The organism is Pseudoalteromonas sp. P1-9 (assembly GCF_001399975.1).
In the GTDB taxonomy this organism is placed as follows: domain Bacteria; phylum Pseudomonadota; class Gammaproteobacteria; order Enterobacterales; family Alteromonadaceae; genus Pseudoalteromonas.
The window spans coordinates 183,568-201,522 of sequence record NZ_LKBD01000001.1 but is presented as its reverse complement, the minus strand read 5'-3'; the positions used below and the strand labels follow the sequence as shown (position 1 = coordinate 201,522).

Sequence of the window (17,955 nt, the reverse complement as noted above, 5' to 3'; positions counted from 1 at the left end):
GATAAGATTTGTCAAAAAGGTTAGCTACAGCTAACCTTTTTTCATTTTGTTTAACTAAAAAATCCGTTCACGACAATTTGGCTGTCTTCAACCATTTTTTTGCCATTACACCATACACTGTGTACGGTTAAATCCGATTGACGCAGTAAGAGCACGTCAGCGTCAGCGTCTTGTTTAAGTTCACCTTTGTTCAAACCTAAAATACGTGCAGGGTTAATAGTGATAGCTCGTAACGCTTTTTCAATGGGCACATTAAATTGCTTTACCGCCTGCTGAAACGAATTCAGTAACGACAATTCACTTCCTACTTCAAACCCCACTAGCTCATTTTGCTCGTTATAAATGGGCAAACTGGCGTGACCGTCAGAACTCATTGTGAGCTGCGCGACATTCACCCCTTTATCCAAACAATATGCCAGCGCTTCTGCGGCAGCAAGCTCGCCATTGGCTAAATCGTATTCAGTCGTACTGGTTGTAAAGTCGATGGTGCCCCCTGCACGGCAAAACTCAATGCCCGCCGTTAATAGCTCTGCGTTACGGTTCATATGTGTTGGGTAAAACTGACTAATTGGTATGTCTGTGCCGTTGGCCACTTCATGCAACAGTTTAAGCTGCGCTTTCCCTGTGCCAATATGAATAGATACGGTGCCGCGTTTACCACTTAAAAGGCCTGCGGTTCTGGCTTCGGCGGCAACTTCAGCGAGTTGCTGCGCAGTAATTTGGCGACCGCGATGATCGCTAATGGCCACTTCGCCTAGGCCAATCACTTCATCCACATACATAATGTCGTGACTAATGCTTTCGCCTAGCGTTTTTGCGGGCAAATGATATGAACCAGTATGACAGTAAGCGTTTAAGCCTTCTTGCTTTAACCCTTTTGCTTTGGCGATTAAATCGCTGTGAGTGCGGCTAACATCATCGGTACCAAGCGCACCAACCACAGTGGTAATGCCTGCAATGGTAGCATCGGTTAAGTTCATTTCTGGTGTGCGGCTGGCAAAACCCGCTTCGCCACCGCCGCCACTAATGTGCACCAGTGAATCAACAAAGCCAGGCGCTACAATTAAGTCGCTGCCATCAATCAGCTCACATGCAACATTGGTATCGAGGTTAATGTCCGCTTCGATTGCAATAATTTTTGTGCCTGCAATAAGCACATCTTGTTTGCCAAGTCTTTTAGGGGAATAACACTCGGCCTGCTTAATTAGAGTTAACATAATGTTTTATTGATAATTTATAAGATGCGCAACAATCACCACTGCGCTTGCTAAAGAGAATAAAAACAACATAAAGCGCCAAATGAATTGCGCCCATTCGTTCCATGAAAGTTTTACAACGCCTAAACAGCCAATCAAACTCGCTGACGTTGGGATAATTATATTCGTTAGGCCATCACCTAGCTGAAATGCCAGCACCGCTGTTTGACGCGATACGCCAATTAAATCGGCAAGTGGCGCCATAATCGGCATCGTAATCGCGGCTTGACCTGAACCCGATGACACAAAAAAGTTAAACACAGATTGGAATAAATACATAAACCAAGCAGCTATCACATCAGGCACATGCGAGATAAACGACGCAGCATAATAAAGTAGCGTATTGAGTAATGAATACTCAGCCAAATCGCCACCACCTAGCAATAACACTAAGCCTTTTGCAAGGCCAACTAATAGCGCTGCGGGCAGCAGTTCGGCACTACCATGTTTAAACGCTGCCACCGACTCTTCAATACTCTGCCTGTTGTCCAGCTTGGCAATAATCGCCACAACTAAACCTAAAACAAAAAACTGCGTAGCAAGTTCCGGAATGTAATAGCCTTTTGCTGTTACACCATAAATCACCCAAACAATCACCGCTAAAAATGTCACTAACAGCAGTTTATCGGTATTGGTGAGCGCTGTTTGCGCGGTATTTTCAGGCAGTTGTTCAATATTACGAATGCTCGCTGCGTAACGCACGGTAAATACCATGCCAACTAAAATAAACACTGCCGCAATGGCGGTACGTAACTCTGCACCTGAAAACACCGGTAAGCCTGCAATACTTTGCGCAATGGCAATACTAAACGGGTTCATAGGTGATGCCGCAAAACCAATTTGCGTTGCCACATACGTCACCAGCACTGTGACTTGCGCGTTATAACCAAGCTTTTTCATGATTGGAAAGAGCACAATACAAAATGCAATAGCCTCTTCACCCATTCCAAAAATAGCGCCGCCTAACGCAAAGGTGATAAACAAACTAGGTATAAACAGCCAATCAATACGGGTAGTCGAGCTAATAAGCGCCATAATGCCGTTATCAATGGCTTTGGTATGCATCAGCACGCCAAATGCGCCACCAGTAATTAAAATAAACGCAATTACGCCAATTGCTGCGCCATTTCTATCGCCGCTGACTAGGCCTTCAAACAGAATATTAAGTAAGCCTGCATCGCCGTTTGTTGCAAACAGCGCCGCTGGCTGAGGGCTTACCGCTTGGCTAAATTGCGCAAGCGATACGGTTGCACCTTGGCTGATACCGTCAAATTTTCCCGGCAATACAAAGAAAGACACGAGATAGCAAAGCCCTGCGATCATTAACAAAATAACGAACGCATCAGGCATTTTAAATTGTTGTTTCATGTGTGTTTTAAAAGTGGGGTTGCCCCCACTTGCCCATTAGAAACGGTAAGTTACACCAAGGTTATACGTAGTACCGTGAGCATCGTGATTAATTGAGTCAAAACCACGTGATGAGCCGTAAACACTCGGTGGCTTTTTATCGAATAAGTTATCGATACTAGCGCGGATCATTACTGAATCTGATACTTCATAACCCGCACTTAAGTCCACCACAGTCCAGCTTTTCACATCGCGCTGTTCGTTGTCATCTAATTCATCAAGTTCAATTAACTCGTTGATTTCACGGTCACGTAAACCGTCTATATCATCTTGATAACTATCAGTATAGTTTGCACCAAGCGAGATGTAATAACGCTCTGCATCAAATGAAATTGAAAAACGACCAACATTTTCAGGGTAGCGGAATGTGCCAACAAGTTGCTCAATGTCGTCTGAGCCTGGCTTGTTACGGTCGTAATCAAGGTAGTGCGTGGCGTCGAGTTTTAACGTTAAATCACCTGCATCAAAACGGAAGCGATGATCAATTTTAATGTCTAAACCACGAATATCTTGGCTGCCCGTATTTTCTAATTGAATTACATGGTCACGATAGAGCTCTAGGCTGGGTGAACGTGGAACAAATACTTCAATATATTCTTCCAAAATTTCATTTAAGTTTGCACCCGCTTGATCAATCTTAAGGCCGCTATTATCCAAGACACTGCATACGTTTTTTCCGTATGAAATACCCATTTCCCCATTAGGAACTACACCACAGTGGCGCAATGACTCATCGGTGATAGCACGGGCAAGTACAGCCGTCATATTGGTATCAATGACATCATCGTAATTAAATTGCCAGTAATCTAAAGTGATGGTGGTATCGCGGCTTGGGCTCCATGCAAAACCAAGTGAGAGTGACTCCGACTCCTCGGCATTCAATGCGCTATTACCCAGCTCTAAGCTATTTACCGTCACTTGTGTGCCGTCACCTTCGCAGTATAAATCAGCTACCGCTTGGTTAGCGCCACAGTCAAAGGTTGATGTGGTTGTTCTGAGTTTTACACCTGCTTGGGTAAGCGACGGTGCTCTAAACGAGGTTGCCCACGCTGCGCGTAACATTACTGAATCAACTGGGCGATAGCTTATGCTCACTTTAGGATTAAAGGTTGAGCCAAAGTCATCAAAATGGTCATAACGCCCTGCAAGTTGCATTTCAATTTTGTCGCTTACTGGTACATAAAGTTCGGCAAAGGCACCAAATTGTGTGCGCTCAGCTTCGGCAATGCTCGAACCATAACCAAATACATCTACTAAGTATGCGTTGCCAGCATTCGCTACCGCGTTGGCTGATGGCATATCTGAAAGCTCTTCTTTACGGGCCTCTAAACCAAATGACGATTGAATATCCATGTCGCCAATTGATACGAGCTCGCCAGAAATTGTGAAATCCCAACCGTAAACACGGCTTTTACCGTTACGTGTTGGTGTTTCTTGCGTAAGCGCTAAAGTTGCATCGTTAGTGCCATCACCCACTAAAAATGGGTTATAAAAATCAAGTAACGAACCTGCACCGCAGCTAATATCGCCATTATTTTGCTGTGCAATTGTGCCATCTGAACACAGCTCACCTGCTAGTGCTGCATGGAATTTATAGCGGTTGTAAACGCCCTTTACAGCCACTTGATCTGAGCGTGATTCAGAATACATGATGCCTGTTTCCCAATCCCAATCTGCTAACTGCCCTTCAAGGCTAGTAACAAAACGCATATTTTCAGATTCAACTTCAACGGTGCGTGGGTCGTTAAAGCGAGCATCAAATTGGAAACCCCATTGTTCTTGCCCTAGCAGAGTATCAAACGGGTCAATGTAGAGTGAATCAAGTAATGGGTTATTGCCGTTAGCATCATCATAAATAAACAAGGCATCTTCTTTTACCCAAGGGCCTTCGCTGTCATCTAGCTGGTTAATGGCTGCAGGCGTTGAATACGCAGTAGATTTAGTTTTGCTGTAGAACATCTCGGTATTCCACACCAAATCACCCACGTTTTGGTTAAACATAAAACCGCCCGACATACTTTCAAACGGTGCGCGTAATACATCGTCTTGATTACCGTAGTAAGCACAAATTTGCTCGCCGTATTCGGTTGTAACTGTCTCAGTTAAGCAACCAGGTGCAGGCTGCTCGTTGCCATCACGGCTGCTGTAGTAATAAATATTTGGCGTGTTTTCAAGCTTTGGTAAGTATGAATAGCTGTTAACTAAATTAGGTGATGCAAGGTAATCGCGGTCACTTGCATTAAACTGGTTACGGTCATAATAATCGGCAAATACGGTTAAGTTGCCGTCACCAATTTTGGTGCCCCAAATAAGGTTAATTTGCTTTTTACTTTCATCTGAATCTTCAAAGCTATCACCATAGCTCACTTCAACTTCGCCACCATCGAAGTCTTTTTTCAAGATGTAGTTAATAACACCCGCCACTGCATCTGCACCATAAATTGCCGACGCACCGGTTGCTAAGATTTCAACGCGCTCGATTGCTGCCAACGGGATGGAATTTACATCGACAAAGTTTTGCGTGCCTGCGGCAAATGAACTTGGCGCAACGCGACGACCATTAATCAGCGTAAGTGTTGCCGATGGTCCCATACCACGTAAGCTAGCTGCTGCTTGCCCTGCAGGTGTTGAGGTTGAGGTACTGCCACTTTCACTGGTTGAGAATGTGCCCGCTCCGCCTTTTAGCTGAGGAATATCTTGCAGTAGTTCGTAAATCGATGACGCGCCTGAACGCTCGATGTCTTCAGCACTTAAAATTGTAATTGGCTGGGTGCCTTCAAGGTCAACGCCTTTAATGCGCGAGCCGGTTATTTCAATGCGCTCTACTGATGCTTCTTCTGAATTTTTGGCTGGTTGCTCTGCCGCCTGTGCTGATACTGACAGCGCTGCAAAAATTGCTAAGGTTAACTTGTTATACATACTTCACCTGTTTCTGATTAGGTGATTAAACAACACAGGCGACCTCAAAATAGAGGGATCTAATGCGCAATTTGGGCGTAACTATGCCGTGTTTTAGCCAATTTAATTGTGACAATACACAGTCAAAAGGCGTGTTTAATCAAAGAAATTTTATTTTTGTAATTTTTTTTGGGGTGGGTTGCATACCAATAGACAACACCACGGTTGAAAACCGTGTGTCTACTCGTCGAACCACTCAGAAAGGTAGTGTGGTGAGTAGAAGTAGCAAACAAGCTGATTCGCTTTTTTTAACATTTCTTCATCTCGTGTGTTTTGACATTACAAACTGGTGTGTGCTAGTTTGCATCCCGCAAAGTTCATAATTTTTATATCACAGCTTTTTTTGTGATGACAAGCCATTTTTTTAAAACTTGATTGGAAATTAATCATGAACCTTGTGTCTTTTGTAAAAAATCTCACCCTCGCATTTTCGCTTTTTTATAGCCTAACATCCTCAGCGCAAACACTTTATTTAGCGGGCGGTGCACTTAAAACATGTTCGAGTTTAGCGCCAAAAAACTGCATTGAAAAAACTTCATTTTCATCACACGCAAAAACCCATTCGCTCTATTTAGTTAACGAAACAGCCATCACTGCGATTAACTCACATTGGCCAAATACCAACACACAGCACAAAATTGCCACGCGTAAATTGCTCAACAAAATAAAAAGCAAACACGCCATTTCCAAAGCCGACCTTATTGAAAAATTTAAAAGCGAAAATGCCGCGTTATACCGCGCTTTAAGCAATCAAGAATATTACTTTGTATTTGATATGCTTGAACTACCACTTATTGTGGATAATAAGCGTATTAGCGAGCAAGTACTCACAAAAAAAAACAAGACCAAAGGCACAACTGAGATTTTAAACGCCATTAGTTTAGACATTAAAAACACACCAAATAAAACCCTGTATTTAGTCACAGCATCGTCTCGCGATCCATACGAATCGGCGGATTTTTATAACGGCTTATTTAGCCAATACAACATAAATACAAAATGGTTAGCGCTAACCCCTGCGCTTGCTAAAGCCATTTCAAAGCAAGATTGCGAAAACCTAGATAACTACCGCAACAAAATCAATTTAGCCTATAACCGCGGCACGGTTTACCCCGACTTAACAGCGCAAGAAAAAGCCTTGTGTGATGCTGGCATCGACAATTTAATCACTATCCTTAAAAACGCCGATGGCCTGTTTTTTAATGGCGGGGATCAATCCCTTACTAAGCAGGTGTTTGTAAATGCAGAAACAAAAGAACCTTACCCTTGGCTTGAGGTTATTCGTAGTCGCAAAATTTTAGTCGGCACAAGTGCTGGCACGGCAATGCAATCGGGTGGCCAGAATAATGATGGTTATGTGCCAATGATCACTAACGGCAGTAGCCTAAACGCGCTGAAAAATGGCGCGTTTGATGCGCCGCCTCCCGCACAAAATTGTCAAAACCAAGGCGGCTGTCAGCACCTCGAGTTTGATGCGCTAACTTACGATAAACACGGTGGTTTAGGTAGTTTTGATTTCGGTATTTTGGATACCCATTTTAGCGAGCGCGGCCGTACCCCTCGCTTAGCCGTTTTAATGCAAGCAACCAAGCAAAAATTTGGCTTTGGTGTAGATGAAACAACTGCGCTCAAAGTGGAAAAAAGCACAGGTAAGATGTCGGTCATTGGTAAAGAAGGCGTAGTAATATTAGAGCACACAGCCAATAACACCTTTCATTATCACTTTATGCCAAACGGTGAGGAATTTACGCTCTCAAGTCTAAAACAGAAAAAAAGCGATGATGGAAAAGCGATTTCAGGTGAAGAAAACGTTTTTAAAAATGCCATTTCAAACGGGCAAATTCGACGCGCACTGCAAGACTTTTGTAACAGCGAAAAACAGGCAATGACACTCGTTGAAACCGCCCAAAAAGACACACCAGTGACATTTGAAAAAGATGCAAACACCACATGTGTAAAAACGCATGCAGGTACTTACCGCATAGAAAATATGCTGATGCGTTTGTAGCTATTGTGTTTATCAAGCAGGTAACGGATTGCTTTAACACGCATTGTATTACCTGTTCGTAAGATATAAAAAGAGCAAATGACATATTTTAAAATAATGAGCTAAACCGTATACTGACCCCAATTTAAAAACACAGATATAATCATGATTGCGCACGGAAATATTAACTGCTCTTGGCAAAAAAACATTCTTCTCTTAGATGTATTTGGCCCTTTTAACGTTATTGGTATCAATAACGCATTTGAAGAGCTCAAAAAGCAAGTTAGCGCTAACTTCCATGAAAAATGGTATCGCATAGATGTAATTGATGACGAAACCTTAGGCTGCCCTGAAGTAATGAAAACCATCGGGCAAACCTACCTTTGGAGCCTTGAAAACAACTGCCAAATGATTGCTATTGTGTGTGCCAACCGTGTGCAATTGAGTTTGCTTAATGCGTTTATTGAAAAATCGGGCTTAAATGTGCGTGCCTTCACCAATCAAGAAGATGCCTTAGCCACTATTAACGCTTTATCCAAATAGTCCTATTTTAGTGCTACCAATATAACGTTAATTCAGCTTCAACTTATCTGCTTTTTTGTTCATTAAGCTGGCATAGCTCCAACCAAGTAGTAAACCCCAAAGAATCGCATTTAACCCCAAAAAACTAATACCTGAAAGCGTGACCAAAAATGTAAGTAACGACGCTTCACGGTAGCGCGCATTTGAAAATGCACTTTGCAAACACATTAACAAGGTGCCCAATAATGCAAAACCAGCAAGCATTTGGGTTATTTCACTTGGAAACGCAACAAAGATAGACACGACACTTGCCGCCAATATTCCCGCCAAAATATAAAATAGACCAGCCCAAATTACCGCACGATAACGATTACCCTTGTTGCTATCAACCTCTTCAGTCATACACATTGCGGCAGAAATAGCAGCAAGATTTAAACTAAAACCACCAAATGGTGCCGCCAATATATTAATAAGCCCAGTGCCAACCAAAATAGGTTTAACCGGTGCGTCATATCCATAACTTTGCATCATCGCAATGCCTGATAAATTTTGCGATAGCATAGTGACAATATAAAGCGGCACAGCAACGTTAAAAATAGCCAAAACATCAAACTCAGGAGTAAGCCAAACTGGATTAGCAACGGCTAAATGTGCTGTGCTTACTAAATCATTATTAAGATAAAATGCCCCAGCTAAACCAACAAACAGCAGCATTAACATGGTGAACTTAGCTGCAAACCGTTTACTTAACGCATAGGTGATTAACATCAACAAAAACATCACCGGCATACTCATAATAGGTTCAAACGCTTTTACGCAAAACGGCAATAAAATAGCGGCAAGCATGGCGGTTGCCAGTGGTGAAGGAATACGTTTTATGGCATTTGATAGTGGTGTAACAAGCCCCGTAATGAAAATGAGCGCACCAGTAACAACAAACGCACCAACTAACGTAGGCAAGTCATGTTGCGGGGCAATACTTACTAGCATCGCGGCTCCCGGGGTAGACCACGCCGTTAAAATAGGTGTTTTGTAATACCAAGAATAACCGATTGAGCTAAGTCCCATCATTAAGCCAAGGGCGAGCAACCAACTTTCAATTTGCGCCGCAGAGGCACCTGCCGCCGTTGCCGCTTGTAAAATAATAACAATAGAGCTGGTGTAACCGATTAGTACAGCGCTAAACCCCGCAGTGATATGACTTATAGATAGGTATTTGGTGTTCATCATTCGTTATTCTCTGTGTTATATTTTTAAAAACTGTGCGCAATAACGCACAAAAAACAAAACAATAACACCGTGCGTTATAGCGCACAATCGAGAAATTACAATGAAAGATGCGATTTTTAGAGCCGAAATTGCCCAACATTTAAAAAGTGAACGTCAAAAGAAAGGGTTAAGCTTAGACAAGGCAGCTAAGCTAACAGGTGTCTCCAAAGCCATGCTTGGTCAAATTGAACGAGAAGAATCAAGCCCAACCATTGCTACGTTATGGAAAATTGCCAGTGGGTTAGAAACGTCGTTTTCAGCATTTTTCGCCGATAAACCAGACTTGTGCGCGAGTGAGCGGGTGTTCCCAGACGACCCACGTATGAAAATAAATACCTTATTTCCATTTCAGGCAGATACTGGTTTAGAGGTGTTTGAAATCACCTTATCTGATCGTCACCAGCAACTATCAAGCGCCCATAGCATAGGTGTTATTGAGCATATTCATGTAATTAAGGGTGAGTTACAGGTATTTTTTGACCAACAATGGCATCTTTTAAAACAAGGCGACAGCATTCGTTTTTATAGCGATCAACCGCACGGCTATGAAGCATTAAGCGAAACCGCGGTTTTTCACAATATTATTAGTTACCCTAAATAAACTTAGTTTGTATATGTCGCTAAAAGTCATAAACAAGTACACTTTTAGCGACATTTAACGCGTTATTGCTCGCTTGATTGACACAAGCCATCAAGAATTGGGCAATCGGCACTTTCGTCACCGCTACAGTTATCTGCAAGTTGTTTTAGGGTTTCTTGCATTTGTTGCAGCTCGTTAATTTTCTGCTCAATATCGTCTAAATGATGTTGTGTTATCGCTTTCACCTCTCGGCTAGTGCGACTCGGGTTTTGCATTAAGTCTAGCAGCGATTGTATTTGAGCAAGTAAAAAGGCAAGCTTTCGCGCACGTTTAGTTAACCGATATCAACAATTACTGCTCGCATGTTTTAGCAAGCCCGATATCCACCCAAACTAAGCGATGATCTGACGAGGCATTTCTATCGGCAACTAAATGGGCACCTTGTTTATCTTTAGCGGGCCAAAACACGCCACTGTTTAACACCTTTAAATTTGCTGACGGCAATACATAGTCGGCACGCATTCCCCACCCTGCGGTGTGTGTTGCTGCGTGTGTGTTTTCAGGTTTATTTTGCAAGCCCCCCTCTGATTGGGGCGCTGCATATTGATTTATAACTGAATTCGATAACAACTGATTAATCGCATTTGGGTGCGCATCACCTTCCTCAGCACTTGCATTTAAATCACCTAAAATCACAAAAGACTGCGGGTTAACGCCTCCATACTGACCGTTATCATCATAAATATAGTGATTGCTTGATGGGCTAATGTAATCTCGCCAAAAGCGGATTTCATCGTGATTACGTTTTCCATTACGGTCTTCTTCGCCGTCAAATACCGGTGGTGTTGGGTGGCTTGCCAGCACATGAATCGTGTTATCACAAACATTTATCGGTACATCCCAATGAGACTTGGACGATAAACGCATTATGGCGCGCTCGTCGCTTGAGTACCATTGGCTGCCATTTGGGTTAACTGGCATCAAATTATTCGGCATATCTTGCCAAAGAAAATTCTGAAAAGTGCGGACTTGCTCTGAAACGATGGGGTATTTCGACAACAGTACCATGCCATACTGCCCAGCGTAACGGCCAAAACCAAAATGAGTAAGCTTAACAGCATCGCCTTTTAATCCGGTTTTTACTCCCGTGTTTACGGGTGCAAGATACACATATGGGTAAGTAATTGGCGCTAAGCCATTTTGCGATAATTCAAGGTACGCCGCCTTAAATAAATCGATGCCTTTTTCGCGCTTTGCAATGTAATCAAACTCGTTAAGTAAAATAATATCTGGACGAGTGCGCTGAATAATTTCAGCAATATTATTAATTTGCTGCTCATTACCACCTGCTAATGCTTGCGTAAGCACATGTGCATTTAGGGTTGATTTTGTAGCTGATTGTTCGCTTGATTGATAATTAGTGGCTTCCATACTGACATTAAATGTAGCAATGCGAAGCACTTTGTTCTCATTTGTATTTTTAAAATCTTGCTGCGGTGTTGGCACAGTATTGCAGCCCAACAGCATACCTAATACAGCAGCGTAACTAATGGCACGTAAATTAATATTCATACAGTTTAACAATGGCTTTATTTTGGCTTGGAAAATAGCTTAGTTCCTAGTTAAGAGCAAACAAAGACGATCAGTCACCAATAAACACTTCATCCGTTATAACAGACTTAAATTAAGCCTTGTGTAACTTTCTTTTACATCTAAAAATATATAACAATGGCAATAAGTTATACAATTTGATACTAGAGCGTGCTGACCTTTACTGTCTATTTCTGCAGCAGTTTGTTTGGCATGTAGACAAGACAGCGCGATTGTGATGTAGTTATTCTACATAAATGAGCGATAAAACGGTGTAAATGCCAAACAAGCGCTGCCTGTAGGGTTCAACCCAAACCATTATGCTCTTTGTTGTCGCTTTTTGACTTAGCCCACTAGGCCTACAAAGCGACGCCGCGATCAAAACGGTTTGGATTTGAACAGAATTTAGACCATAAAAGTCAACACGCTCTAATAATAAAAATAAGCTTTGCACAAATAAATTGTCATTTACATATGAAAAAATTAATCCTCTGTTTATCCCTTGTTTTACCCAATATTGCGATGAGTTGCCCTACGTTGACCGGAACATGGACTTCATCCAGCGAAAAGTTCGAATCATTCAATAAAAAGTGGGCCAATGTTGACGGTAATGCGTGGGCTTTTATGACCCAAACTCAAGGTAAAGAAGTCATAACATTCAATAACGAACTGGAAATGCGCATCAATACCCCTGACATTGAGATCAAAATGGGCGAGAAAACCATGACGATGCCAGCGAAAGAAGAACGCATAAACTACTCAATTTTAGGATGTACCGATAGCAGCATTGTTTTACAGTTTGAGCGATACGGTAAAACACAGATATCACAGCTTCATTTTGAAAACGAAACCACCTACTGGGAATATATGGGAAACTCACAAAATGATGGCAATAGCCACATACGCGAGTATTACACTAAACGTTAACGTTACAACCCATGAAAAAAATCGCCACTTACACCGACACACAAAGAAAAGAAGTGCTTTACTTTGCAATTAACCAAAGTAATGTGGCAAAACCTTTTGTGCTTGGCGGCTATACCAACGACCCTAACTTGCCTCCGATTGCACAAACCGGAGGCGCCAGGTCATTTGGTTTAAGTGAGTTAGATAGTGCTGTTGGCCCGGGAGGACTAAGCTGGCGCGATTTTTTAAGCAAAATAGGATGCAGTTGGGGCATACCTATTATTGAAAAAGCGGAACAGGAACAAAGCACACACTATGCTTTTGAAACCTTTATTAAACGAGCTTTAATACCTTAATATCTTTATTAATACGCTACAAAATATACCTAAACACTTAAAAACCTTACTTTTAAAAACCTCAATCAAAGCCCTTGCATCCAAAATTGACTTAACTGCGTAGCTGAAATATTTGAGGGTGATTGCGGCTCTGTCTGCTCAACAAATATTTTTTGAGCGACTTGCCGACCAACGGTTTGAGCAGCTGTAGTTTTAGTGAATCGTTGTTGATAAAAGCGTGTAAGGGCATCATTCAACTCAACTTCTGGGTGCAAAAGTTGAATAAGATGCCATGCATCTTCTAGCGCCTGACATGCGCCTTGCCCTGAAGTGGGTAGAGGTGCATGAGCGGCATCGCCTATAATCACAACGTTATCACAATGCCAATAGGGTAATGGCTCAAGATCATGAACAAAAATACGGTTTAACGTTGCTTTATCAGTTGCATGAATCACGCTTCGAACCAGCTTTGGCCAGTTTTTAAAACGGGCATGAACCTCTTTTTGCCAATCAGCCAAAGTCCGCTCTCTCGCTATTTCTGTATTCCATGCCGCAGCCCAATAACACCAACCTTGTTTAACGGGCACAATGCCGAACCGCTCTGCGTTATCACGAAAATCACAAATAGTATTAGATATAGAATCTTCGCTTAGCTTGCTAACACCAATAATATTAATAAAACCATGGTAACTAGGCGTTACAGTTTTTGGATATAAAAACTGGCGCACCGCTGAGTTCATACGTCCATCAGCACCTACTACCAAATCAAATTTTTGTTTAAGGCTAACGATATCTTGCGCTTTAATGGAACAACTCAAGCGAATAGTACCGCCTAAATCAGTAAATGCTTTTACCAAAATCTTCATAAGATCGCGGCGTAATATGGTTACACTTGGAAAGCCACACAACAGGTTCACTTCTTCAATATCAAATTCACCTTGTTGTACACCATAATGATTAAAATGCCGCATATAAGCGGGTTTTCCCCCTGCACGCGTTACTTCACTTTCTAGTCCTAGCTGCTGCAATACAAACATGGCATTTGGCCACAGGGTTACCCCCGCCCCCATTGAGCACACTGAACTAGCACGCTCATATACCGTTACCTTGTAACCTCGTTTTGTAGCAAGTATCGCCAATGCCAATCCCGCCACGCCAGCACCAACAATTGCAATTCGATTAATGTTATTCATTTTTCTATCTCTATAGTTAAATCGGAAACGATAATTACAAAATCAATAAATAGGATAAACATGCTAATATTGATTTGTTAATCCCATTATTTGAGTTAATAGTGATAGAAAAAATCGAGCTGCAATGGTTACTTAGCTTTCAGGCTGTTTATGAACAACTCAGTTTTAAGTTAGCGGCAGAACAACTGGAAATACCGACCTCGAATGTCAGTCGGCATGTCGCCTTATTGGAGCAAAACCTTGGGCTAAGATTGCTGGAACGTACAACACGGAAAATGATTTCAACTGCCGCTGGAAAACAGCTTTATCAGTCAATTTCACCGCTTACCTGTGCGATAAATGATGCGCTGGAAGAGGTTTCTCAATTTGGCGATTCATTATCCGGGCACCTAAAGGTCGTGATGCCAGATCTTCCCTTTCTAGCTGAGATTATTGCGGATTTCTGTTTCGAGCATACGCAAATTAATCTCAGCTGTGATACCCATTTAAACCCGCAAGAAGGCTTGTTAGATGGCTACGATTTGGTGTTACGCTTTGGTCGTGGCGCATTAGAGGATTCCGGCTGGGTAGCTAAAGAAATTATCCGCTGGCCTAGCTGTGTGGTGGCGTCTCCTCGTTTGCTTGAGCATACCGCATTACCAAAGTCATTAAGTGATATGACGAAAGTGCCGTGCATCACGTCACTATCTGTACTGCAAGGCATGCCTTGGCGATTTAAAGGCAAGCAAACCATTCAGGTGCAATCAGATTACAAGGTCAATAGTGGCCATATGGCAAAAGCGGCGGCATTAAAAGGACTTGGCTTTGCGATATTGCCGGTGCATGCGTGCCAAACAGAAATTGATAACGGTAGTCTTATCAAAATAGCGCTAAACTGCGAGCCTGAAGATCTTGTTTTATATGCATTATACTCGGGTAGAAAGTACCCACTTGCAAAAGTAAAAGCATTTTTGGATCACCTAATCTCAGGGCTAAAAGAGCTCAATTTAACCACGAGCTAGTAGTCATAAACAGTGTATTGGTTTAGATAAAATATCAAATGCAATAAAGACTAGCGAAAATAAAAAAGCGCTGAATTATCAGCGCTTTTTAAGAGCATCTTGTTAAATATTTCCCACTTTAACTATGGGAAGCGTACATTTATTTAAGCTAAAGCTGTTAAATCGCTAGCGCAACAAACAACAGCTATAGCCTAGTTTTTATTTACAACACAGACGATGCGTTATTGTATTTGTTTTTATAATTACGCTTTACAAATTAGCTTTTCAGCTTGTTTTGTATCGATTTTCTTAAACAGTAAATCCATTGATAGCGAAATACGTTCAGCAGCGTTACCGAACTTACCAAAACCACCACAACCAACAGTATCTACTCTTACGTTACCGATACGATTGTTTTTGTTGTATAAACTAATATCTGCATAACGCATGTAAGTTGTAATATCCCACGCCCAATTTGCTTGATAAACAATTGCTTGGTCATACTCAAGTACATAATTTGGCGTTTCTACAACTTCAAATTGGTAACCTTGTTTTGTTAACCAACCAGTAATTGAGTCACGCACGCCATCACGTGTACGTGTGTCGTCAATTACCGTAACGGTTTTATTGGTTTCAAGTGAAGCTTGCTGTGAGTTTTGAACTACTGTCATACAACCAGAAAGTAGTAACGTAGAAGTAATAGCGACTGCTGATGCTAACTTTTTCATGAATTCAAAATCCTTTGAAATATAGAGAGGGGTGTTTATGAGCTTTTGAATTTTTGCGGGATTAAGTGAGTATTTACTACAAAGCGATGCTAAGTCAGTTTTGTATAAACCTTAGTTTAACCACTACAAAAACTACCAAGAAAGCCGTAAAGACCCTAAAGATTGTTTTTAAAAAAACTTTATCAAGATAAAGTAACAGTATGATTTATATCATATTTAACACTACTTATCCCAATAAATTATTAATTTAATCTCAACAAACGTTAAATCATTTATCAATAGTTACAACAAACTAAAAATATAAGTGATAAGAGGCGGGAAGACTAAATTGCTAGGTAGGCTTTTAGTAAGCGCACTTATCAGCAATATTGCACTTGATTACGACCTTGGTTTTTTGCGAGATAGAGTGCTTTATCTGCGCGTTTAAGCATGGATTCTAGCGTTTTATCATTTTGATCAAACGTACTCACGCCAATACTTAGAGTGTATTGCACGGTAACATTATCCAATGTTACTTGCTGCTCTGAAATAGCCTGACGTATACGCTCTGCAAGCGAAGTTGCATCATCTTGCGTTGACATAGGCAAAAACACGACAAACTCCTCGCCGCCAATTCGCCCGGTAATATCAGATTCACGGGTAAAGTGCCGCAGTATATCAGCCGTGTTTTTTATCACCTCATCGCCCATCGCATGGCCGTAGTTATCGTTTATTAATTTAAATTTATCTAAATCAAGTAACAACAGCGCACATGATCCCGGATGGCGCAAATATTGGCTAAATAAATGATGGGCAGTTCTAAAAAAGCCTCTGCGATTGTATAGCTCAGTAAGCGGATCGGTCACCGCTAGCTTAAGCGCCTTTTGTTTTTGATATTCTAACTGGCATGTACGCTCTTCAACTCGTTGTTCTAGTAATCGAGTTAATTCTTCTTGCTCATCTTGCCTTTGGTTAAACACAGCTTGCACCAAAAGCACCACGGCAAAAATAAACAAAAAGAAAAACTGCAAAGTGATTTCAGCATCGCCAGCATGATGTTCATAAAAATAGCCCCACCCTTGGTTACTACCAATCCAAGCAAGACAAAACACCAGCATATTCATGCAGCTGGTTAAAGTCGATGACAATCGCATAGCGCAATACAAAAGCGGAAACAGTATTAGAGACGGCTGTAAAATAGGTAAATCGAGATGGGTATAACCAGGGCCAAAAATTAAATAACAGCATAACACTGTAATGGCGGTTATTAGCAAAGACTGCGTAACATTTTGGGTCGTCATTTTATGCGGCCAACGTCGCCATAAAAAGTAAAGTGCCGGGCTTATCGCAATTGCAGCAAGCGCGTTACTAATACTCCAATTTAATACGCCAAAGAAGAAACCGTCGAACCACTCAAGCCCAAGCACATAATAAATGCCCACACCAAAAATAGCCGAAACCATGCCCATTGCGGCACAGGCAAAAATAAACGTGCCAGCGACATTTTCGACTCTTTTTAATGGATTATGTAACACAATTTGCTTGTACATAATATTAAATGCACACAGTGCCGCTAGGGTATTTCCTGTTGATGTAGCTAGGTTTATAGCAAAGTGATTAAATGTGAATGGGTTTAAATTATATAGATGAAAATAATAGATAATTGCTAGAAACGATCCCAATGCAACACCTAACCATGCCTTACGGCCAAATAAAGTGACCGCAGCAAGCGCAACTCCCGCAGGTGGCCACGTAGAGAGAGTATGCAGTGCTTGCATGGTAAAAATAGCAAACAGTAAGTATATGCAGCAGGTAATTAAATTAAATTGCCAAGGCTTTAATACTATTTTCATATTCTTGTTATCTAGCTCAAGTGGGCTGAACTAAATGCATCTCCCCTTGGACAACATAGAGCGTGTTGACCTTTACGATCTAAGTTCTATTCAAATGTTTAAAATCCATAATGAGTGTTACGCTTGCGGGTTTCCAAAATACGTGTTTTAGCCTTACAGAATAGCTTTGTGCTTATTGCTCAGCTAGTACCATATTCTTAATTTTTGTCGCTTTTTCAAAATGATCAAGTTTATGTGTTTCAATCCACCACGTAGCGGCTTCCATTAAACGTTCAGGATCGTCATTTTTATTGGCAAAAAACGCGTAAAATGACACGCCTACGTTATCGCCTTTCGCGGCAATTTTTTTATCGCATACTGAGATTATTTTTTGCCTAAGTTCCGCTCTCATTAATACTTCTTCCTATTTATG

General features: G+C 41.6%; 15 protein-coding genes and 1 pseudogene. 6 read left to right on the top strand and 10 right to left on the bottom strand.

Annotated features, from left to right (window positions below; all coding sequences use genetic code 11):
- Window positions 1-50: 50 nt before the first annotated feature.
- Genes iadA through AN214_RS00910 form a run of 3 tightly spaced genes read right to left on the bottom strand, consistent with a single transcriptional unit; the run spans window position 51 to window position 5,582 of the window.
- A complete protein-coding gene (gene iadA / locus AN214_RS00920) occupies window positions 51-1,217 on the bottom strand; it encodes a beta-aspartyl-peptidase (RefSeq protein ID WP_054978007.1) in 1,167 nt (388 codons plus the stop codon).
- Window positions 1,218-1,223: 6 nt separating this feature from the next.
- On the bottom strand, window positions 1,224-2,624 hold the full coding sequence (gene yfcC, locus AN214_RS00915; RefSeq protein ID WP_054978006.1) for a putative basic amino acid antiporter YfcC: 1,401 nt from the start codon (window positions 2,622-2,624) through the stop codon (window positions 1,224-1,226).
- A 36-nt stretch (window positions 2,625-2,660) separates the two neighbouring features.
- The gene (locus AN214_RS00910; RefSeq protein WP_054978005.1) at window positions 2,661-5,582 is read right to left on the bottom strand and encodes a TonB-dependent receptor; all 2,922 of its coding nucleotides are present in this window, start codon (window positions 5,580-5,582) and stop codon (window positions 2,661-2,663) included.
- A 427-nt stretch (window positions 5,583-6,009) separates the two neighbouring features.
- Between AN214_RS00910 and AN214_RS00900 the strand changes: the two genes are divergently transcribed.
- A complete protein-coding gene (locus AN214_RS00900) occupies window positions 6,010-7,629 on the top strand; it encodes a cyanophycinase (protein WP_054978003.1) in 1,620 nt (539 codons plus the stop codon).
- A 144-nt stretch (window positions 7,630-7,773) separates the two neighbouring features.
- Complete coding sequence (locus AN214_RS00895) at window positions 7,774-8,151, top strand: hypothetical protein (protein WP_054978002.1); 378 nt, start codon at window positions 7,774-7,776, stop codon at window positions 8,149-8,151.
- Window positions 8,152-8,178: 27 nt separating this feature from the next.
- Here the strand turns inward: AN214_RS00895 and AN214_RS00890 are convergent, their stop codons facing one another.
- Window positions 8,179-9,360 carry a benzoate/H(+) symporter BenE family transporter gene (locus tag AN214_RS00890; RefSeq protein ID WP_235576692.1) on the bottom strand — a complete coding sequence of 394 codons (1,182 nt, stop codon included), beginning with the start codon at window positions 9,358-9,360 and terminating at the stop codon, window positions 8,179-8,181.
- A gap of 100 nt (window positions 9,361-9,460) precedes the next feature.
- Here AN214_RS00890 and AN214_RS00885 point away from each other — a divergent pair, with 100 nt between their 5' ends.
- Window positions 9,461-10,000, top strand: coding sequence for a helix-turn-helix domain-containing protein (locus AN214_RS00885; protein ID WP_054978000.1), 540 nt, complete (start codon window positions 9,461-9,463; stop codon window positions 9,998-10,000).
- A 62-nt stretch (window positions 10,001-10,062) separates the two neighbouring features.
- On the opposite strand, the pseudogene AN214_RS00880 reads toward AN214_RS00885, so the two are convergent.
- Window positions 10,063-10,305: pseudogene (locus AN214_RS00880) on the bottom strand (MerR family DNA-binding protein); the annotation flags it as partial.
- Window positions 10,306-10,330: 25 nt separating this feature from the next.
- On the bottom strand, window positions 10,331-11,551 hold the full coding sequence (locus AN214_RS00875) for an endonuclease/exonuclease/phosphatase family protein (RefSeq protein WP_235576691.1): 1,221 nt from the start codon (window positions 11,549-11,551) through the stop codon (window positions 10,331-10,333).
- 492 nt (window positions 11,552-12,043) lie between these two features.
- Here AN214_RS00875 and AN214_RS00865 point away from each other — a divergent pair, with 492 nt between their 5' ends.
- Window positions 12,044-12,496 carry a hypothetical protein gene (locus AN214_RS00865; protein ID WP_235576690.1) on the top strand — a complete coding sequence of 151 codons (453 nt, stop codon included), beginning with the start codon at window positions 12,044-12,046 and terminating at the stop codon, window positions 12,494-12,496.
- 11 nt (window positions 12,497-12,507) lie between these two features.
- On the top strand, window positions 12,508-12,831 hold the full coding sequence (locus AN214_RS00860) for a hypothetical protein (RefSeq protein WP_054977998.1): 324 nt from the start codon (window positions 12,508-12,510) through the stop codon (window positions 12,829-12,831).
- Between the two features lie 65 nt (window positions 12,832-12,896).
- Here the strand turns inward: AN214_RS00860 and AN214_RS00855 are convergent, their stop codons facing one another.
- Window positions 12,897-14,003 carry an FAD-dependent oxidoreductase gene (locus AN214_RS00855; protein ID WP_054977997.1) on the bottom strand — a complete coding sequence of 369 codons (1,107 nt, stop codon included), beginning with the start codon at window positions 14,001-14,003 and terminating at the stop codon, window positions 12,897-12,899.
- A gap of 101 nt (window positions 14,004-14,104) precedes the next feature.
- Between AN214_RS00855 and AN214_RS00850 the strand changes: the two genes are divergently transcribed.
- The gene (locus AN214_RS00850) at window positions 14,105-15,004 is read left to right on the top strand and encodes a LysR family transcriptional regulator (RefSeq protein WP_054978082.1); all 900 of its coding nucleotides are present in this window, start codon (window positions 14,105-14,107) and stop codon (window positions 15,002-15,004) included.
- 242 nt (window positions 15,005-15,246) lie between these two features.
- Here the strand turns inward: AN214_RS00850 and AN214_RS00845 are convergent, their stop codons facing one another.
- From AN214_RS00845 to AN214_RS00835, 3 genes are all read right to left on the bottom strand, one after another.
- The gene (locus AN214_RS00845; protein WP_010558467.1) at window positions 15,247-15,711 is read right to left on the bottom strand and encodes an Sbal_3080 family lipoprotein; all 465 of its coding nucleotides are present in this window, start codon (window positions 15,709-15,711) and stop codon (window positions 15,247-15,249) included.
- A 359-nt stretch (window positions 15,712-16,070) separates the two neighbouring features.
- Window positions 16,071-17,543, bottom strand: coding sequence for a diguanylate cyclase (locus AN214_RS00840; protein ID WP_054977996.1), 1,473 nt, complete (start codon window positions 17,541-17,543; stop codon window positions 16,071-16,073).
- 172 nt (window positions 17,544-17,715) lie between these two features.
- Window positions 17,716-17,934 (bottom strand): DUF6500 family protein, encoded by a 219-nt coding sequence (locus AN214_RS00835; RefSeq protein WP_010558465.1) that lies wholly within the window; start codon window positions 17,932-17,934, stop codon window positions 17,716-17,718.
- Window positions 17,935-17,955 lie beyond the last annotated feature (21 nt).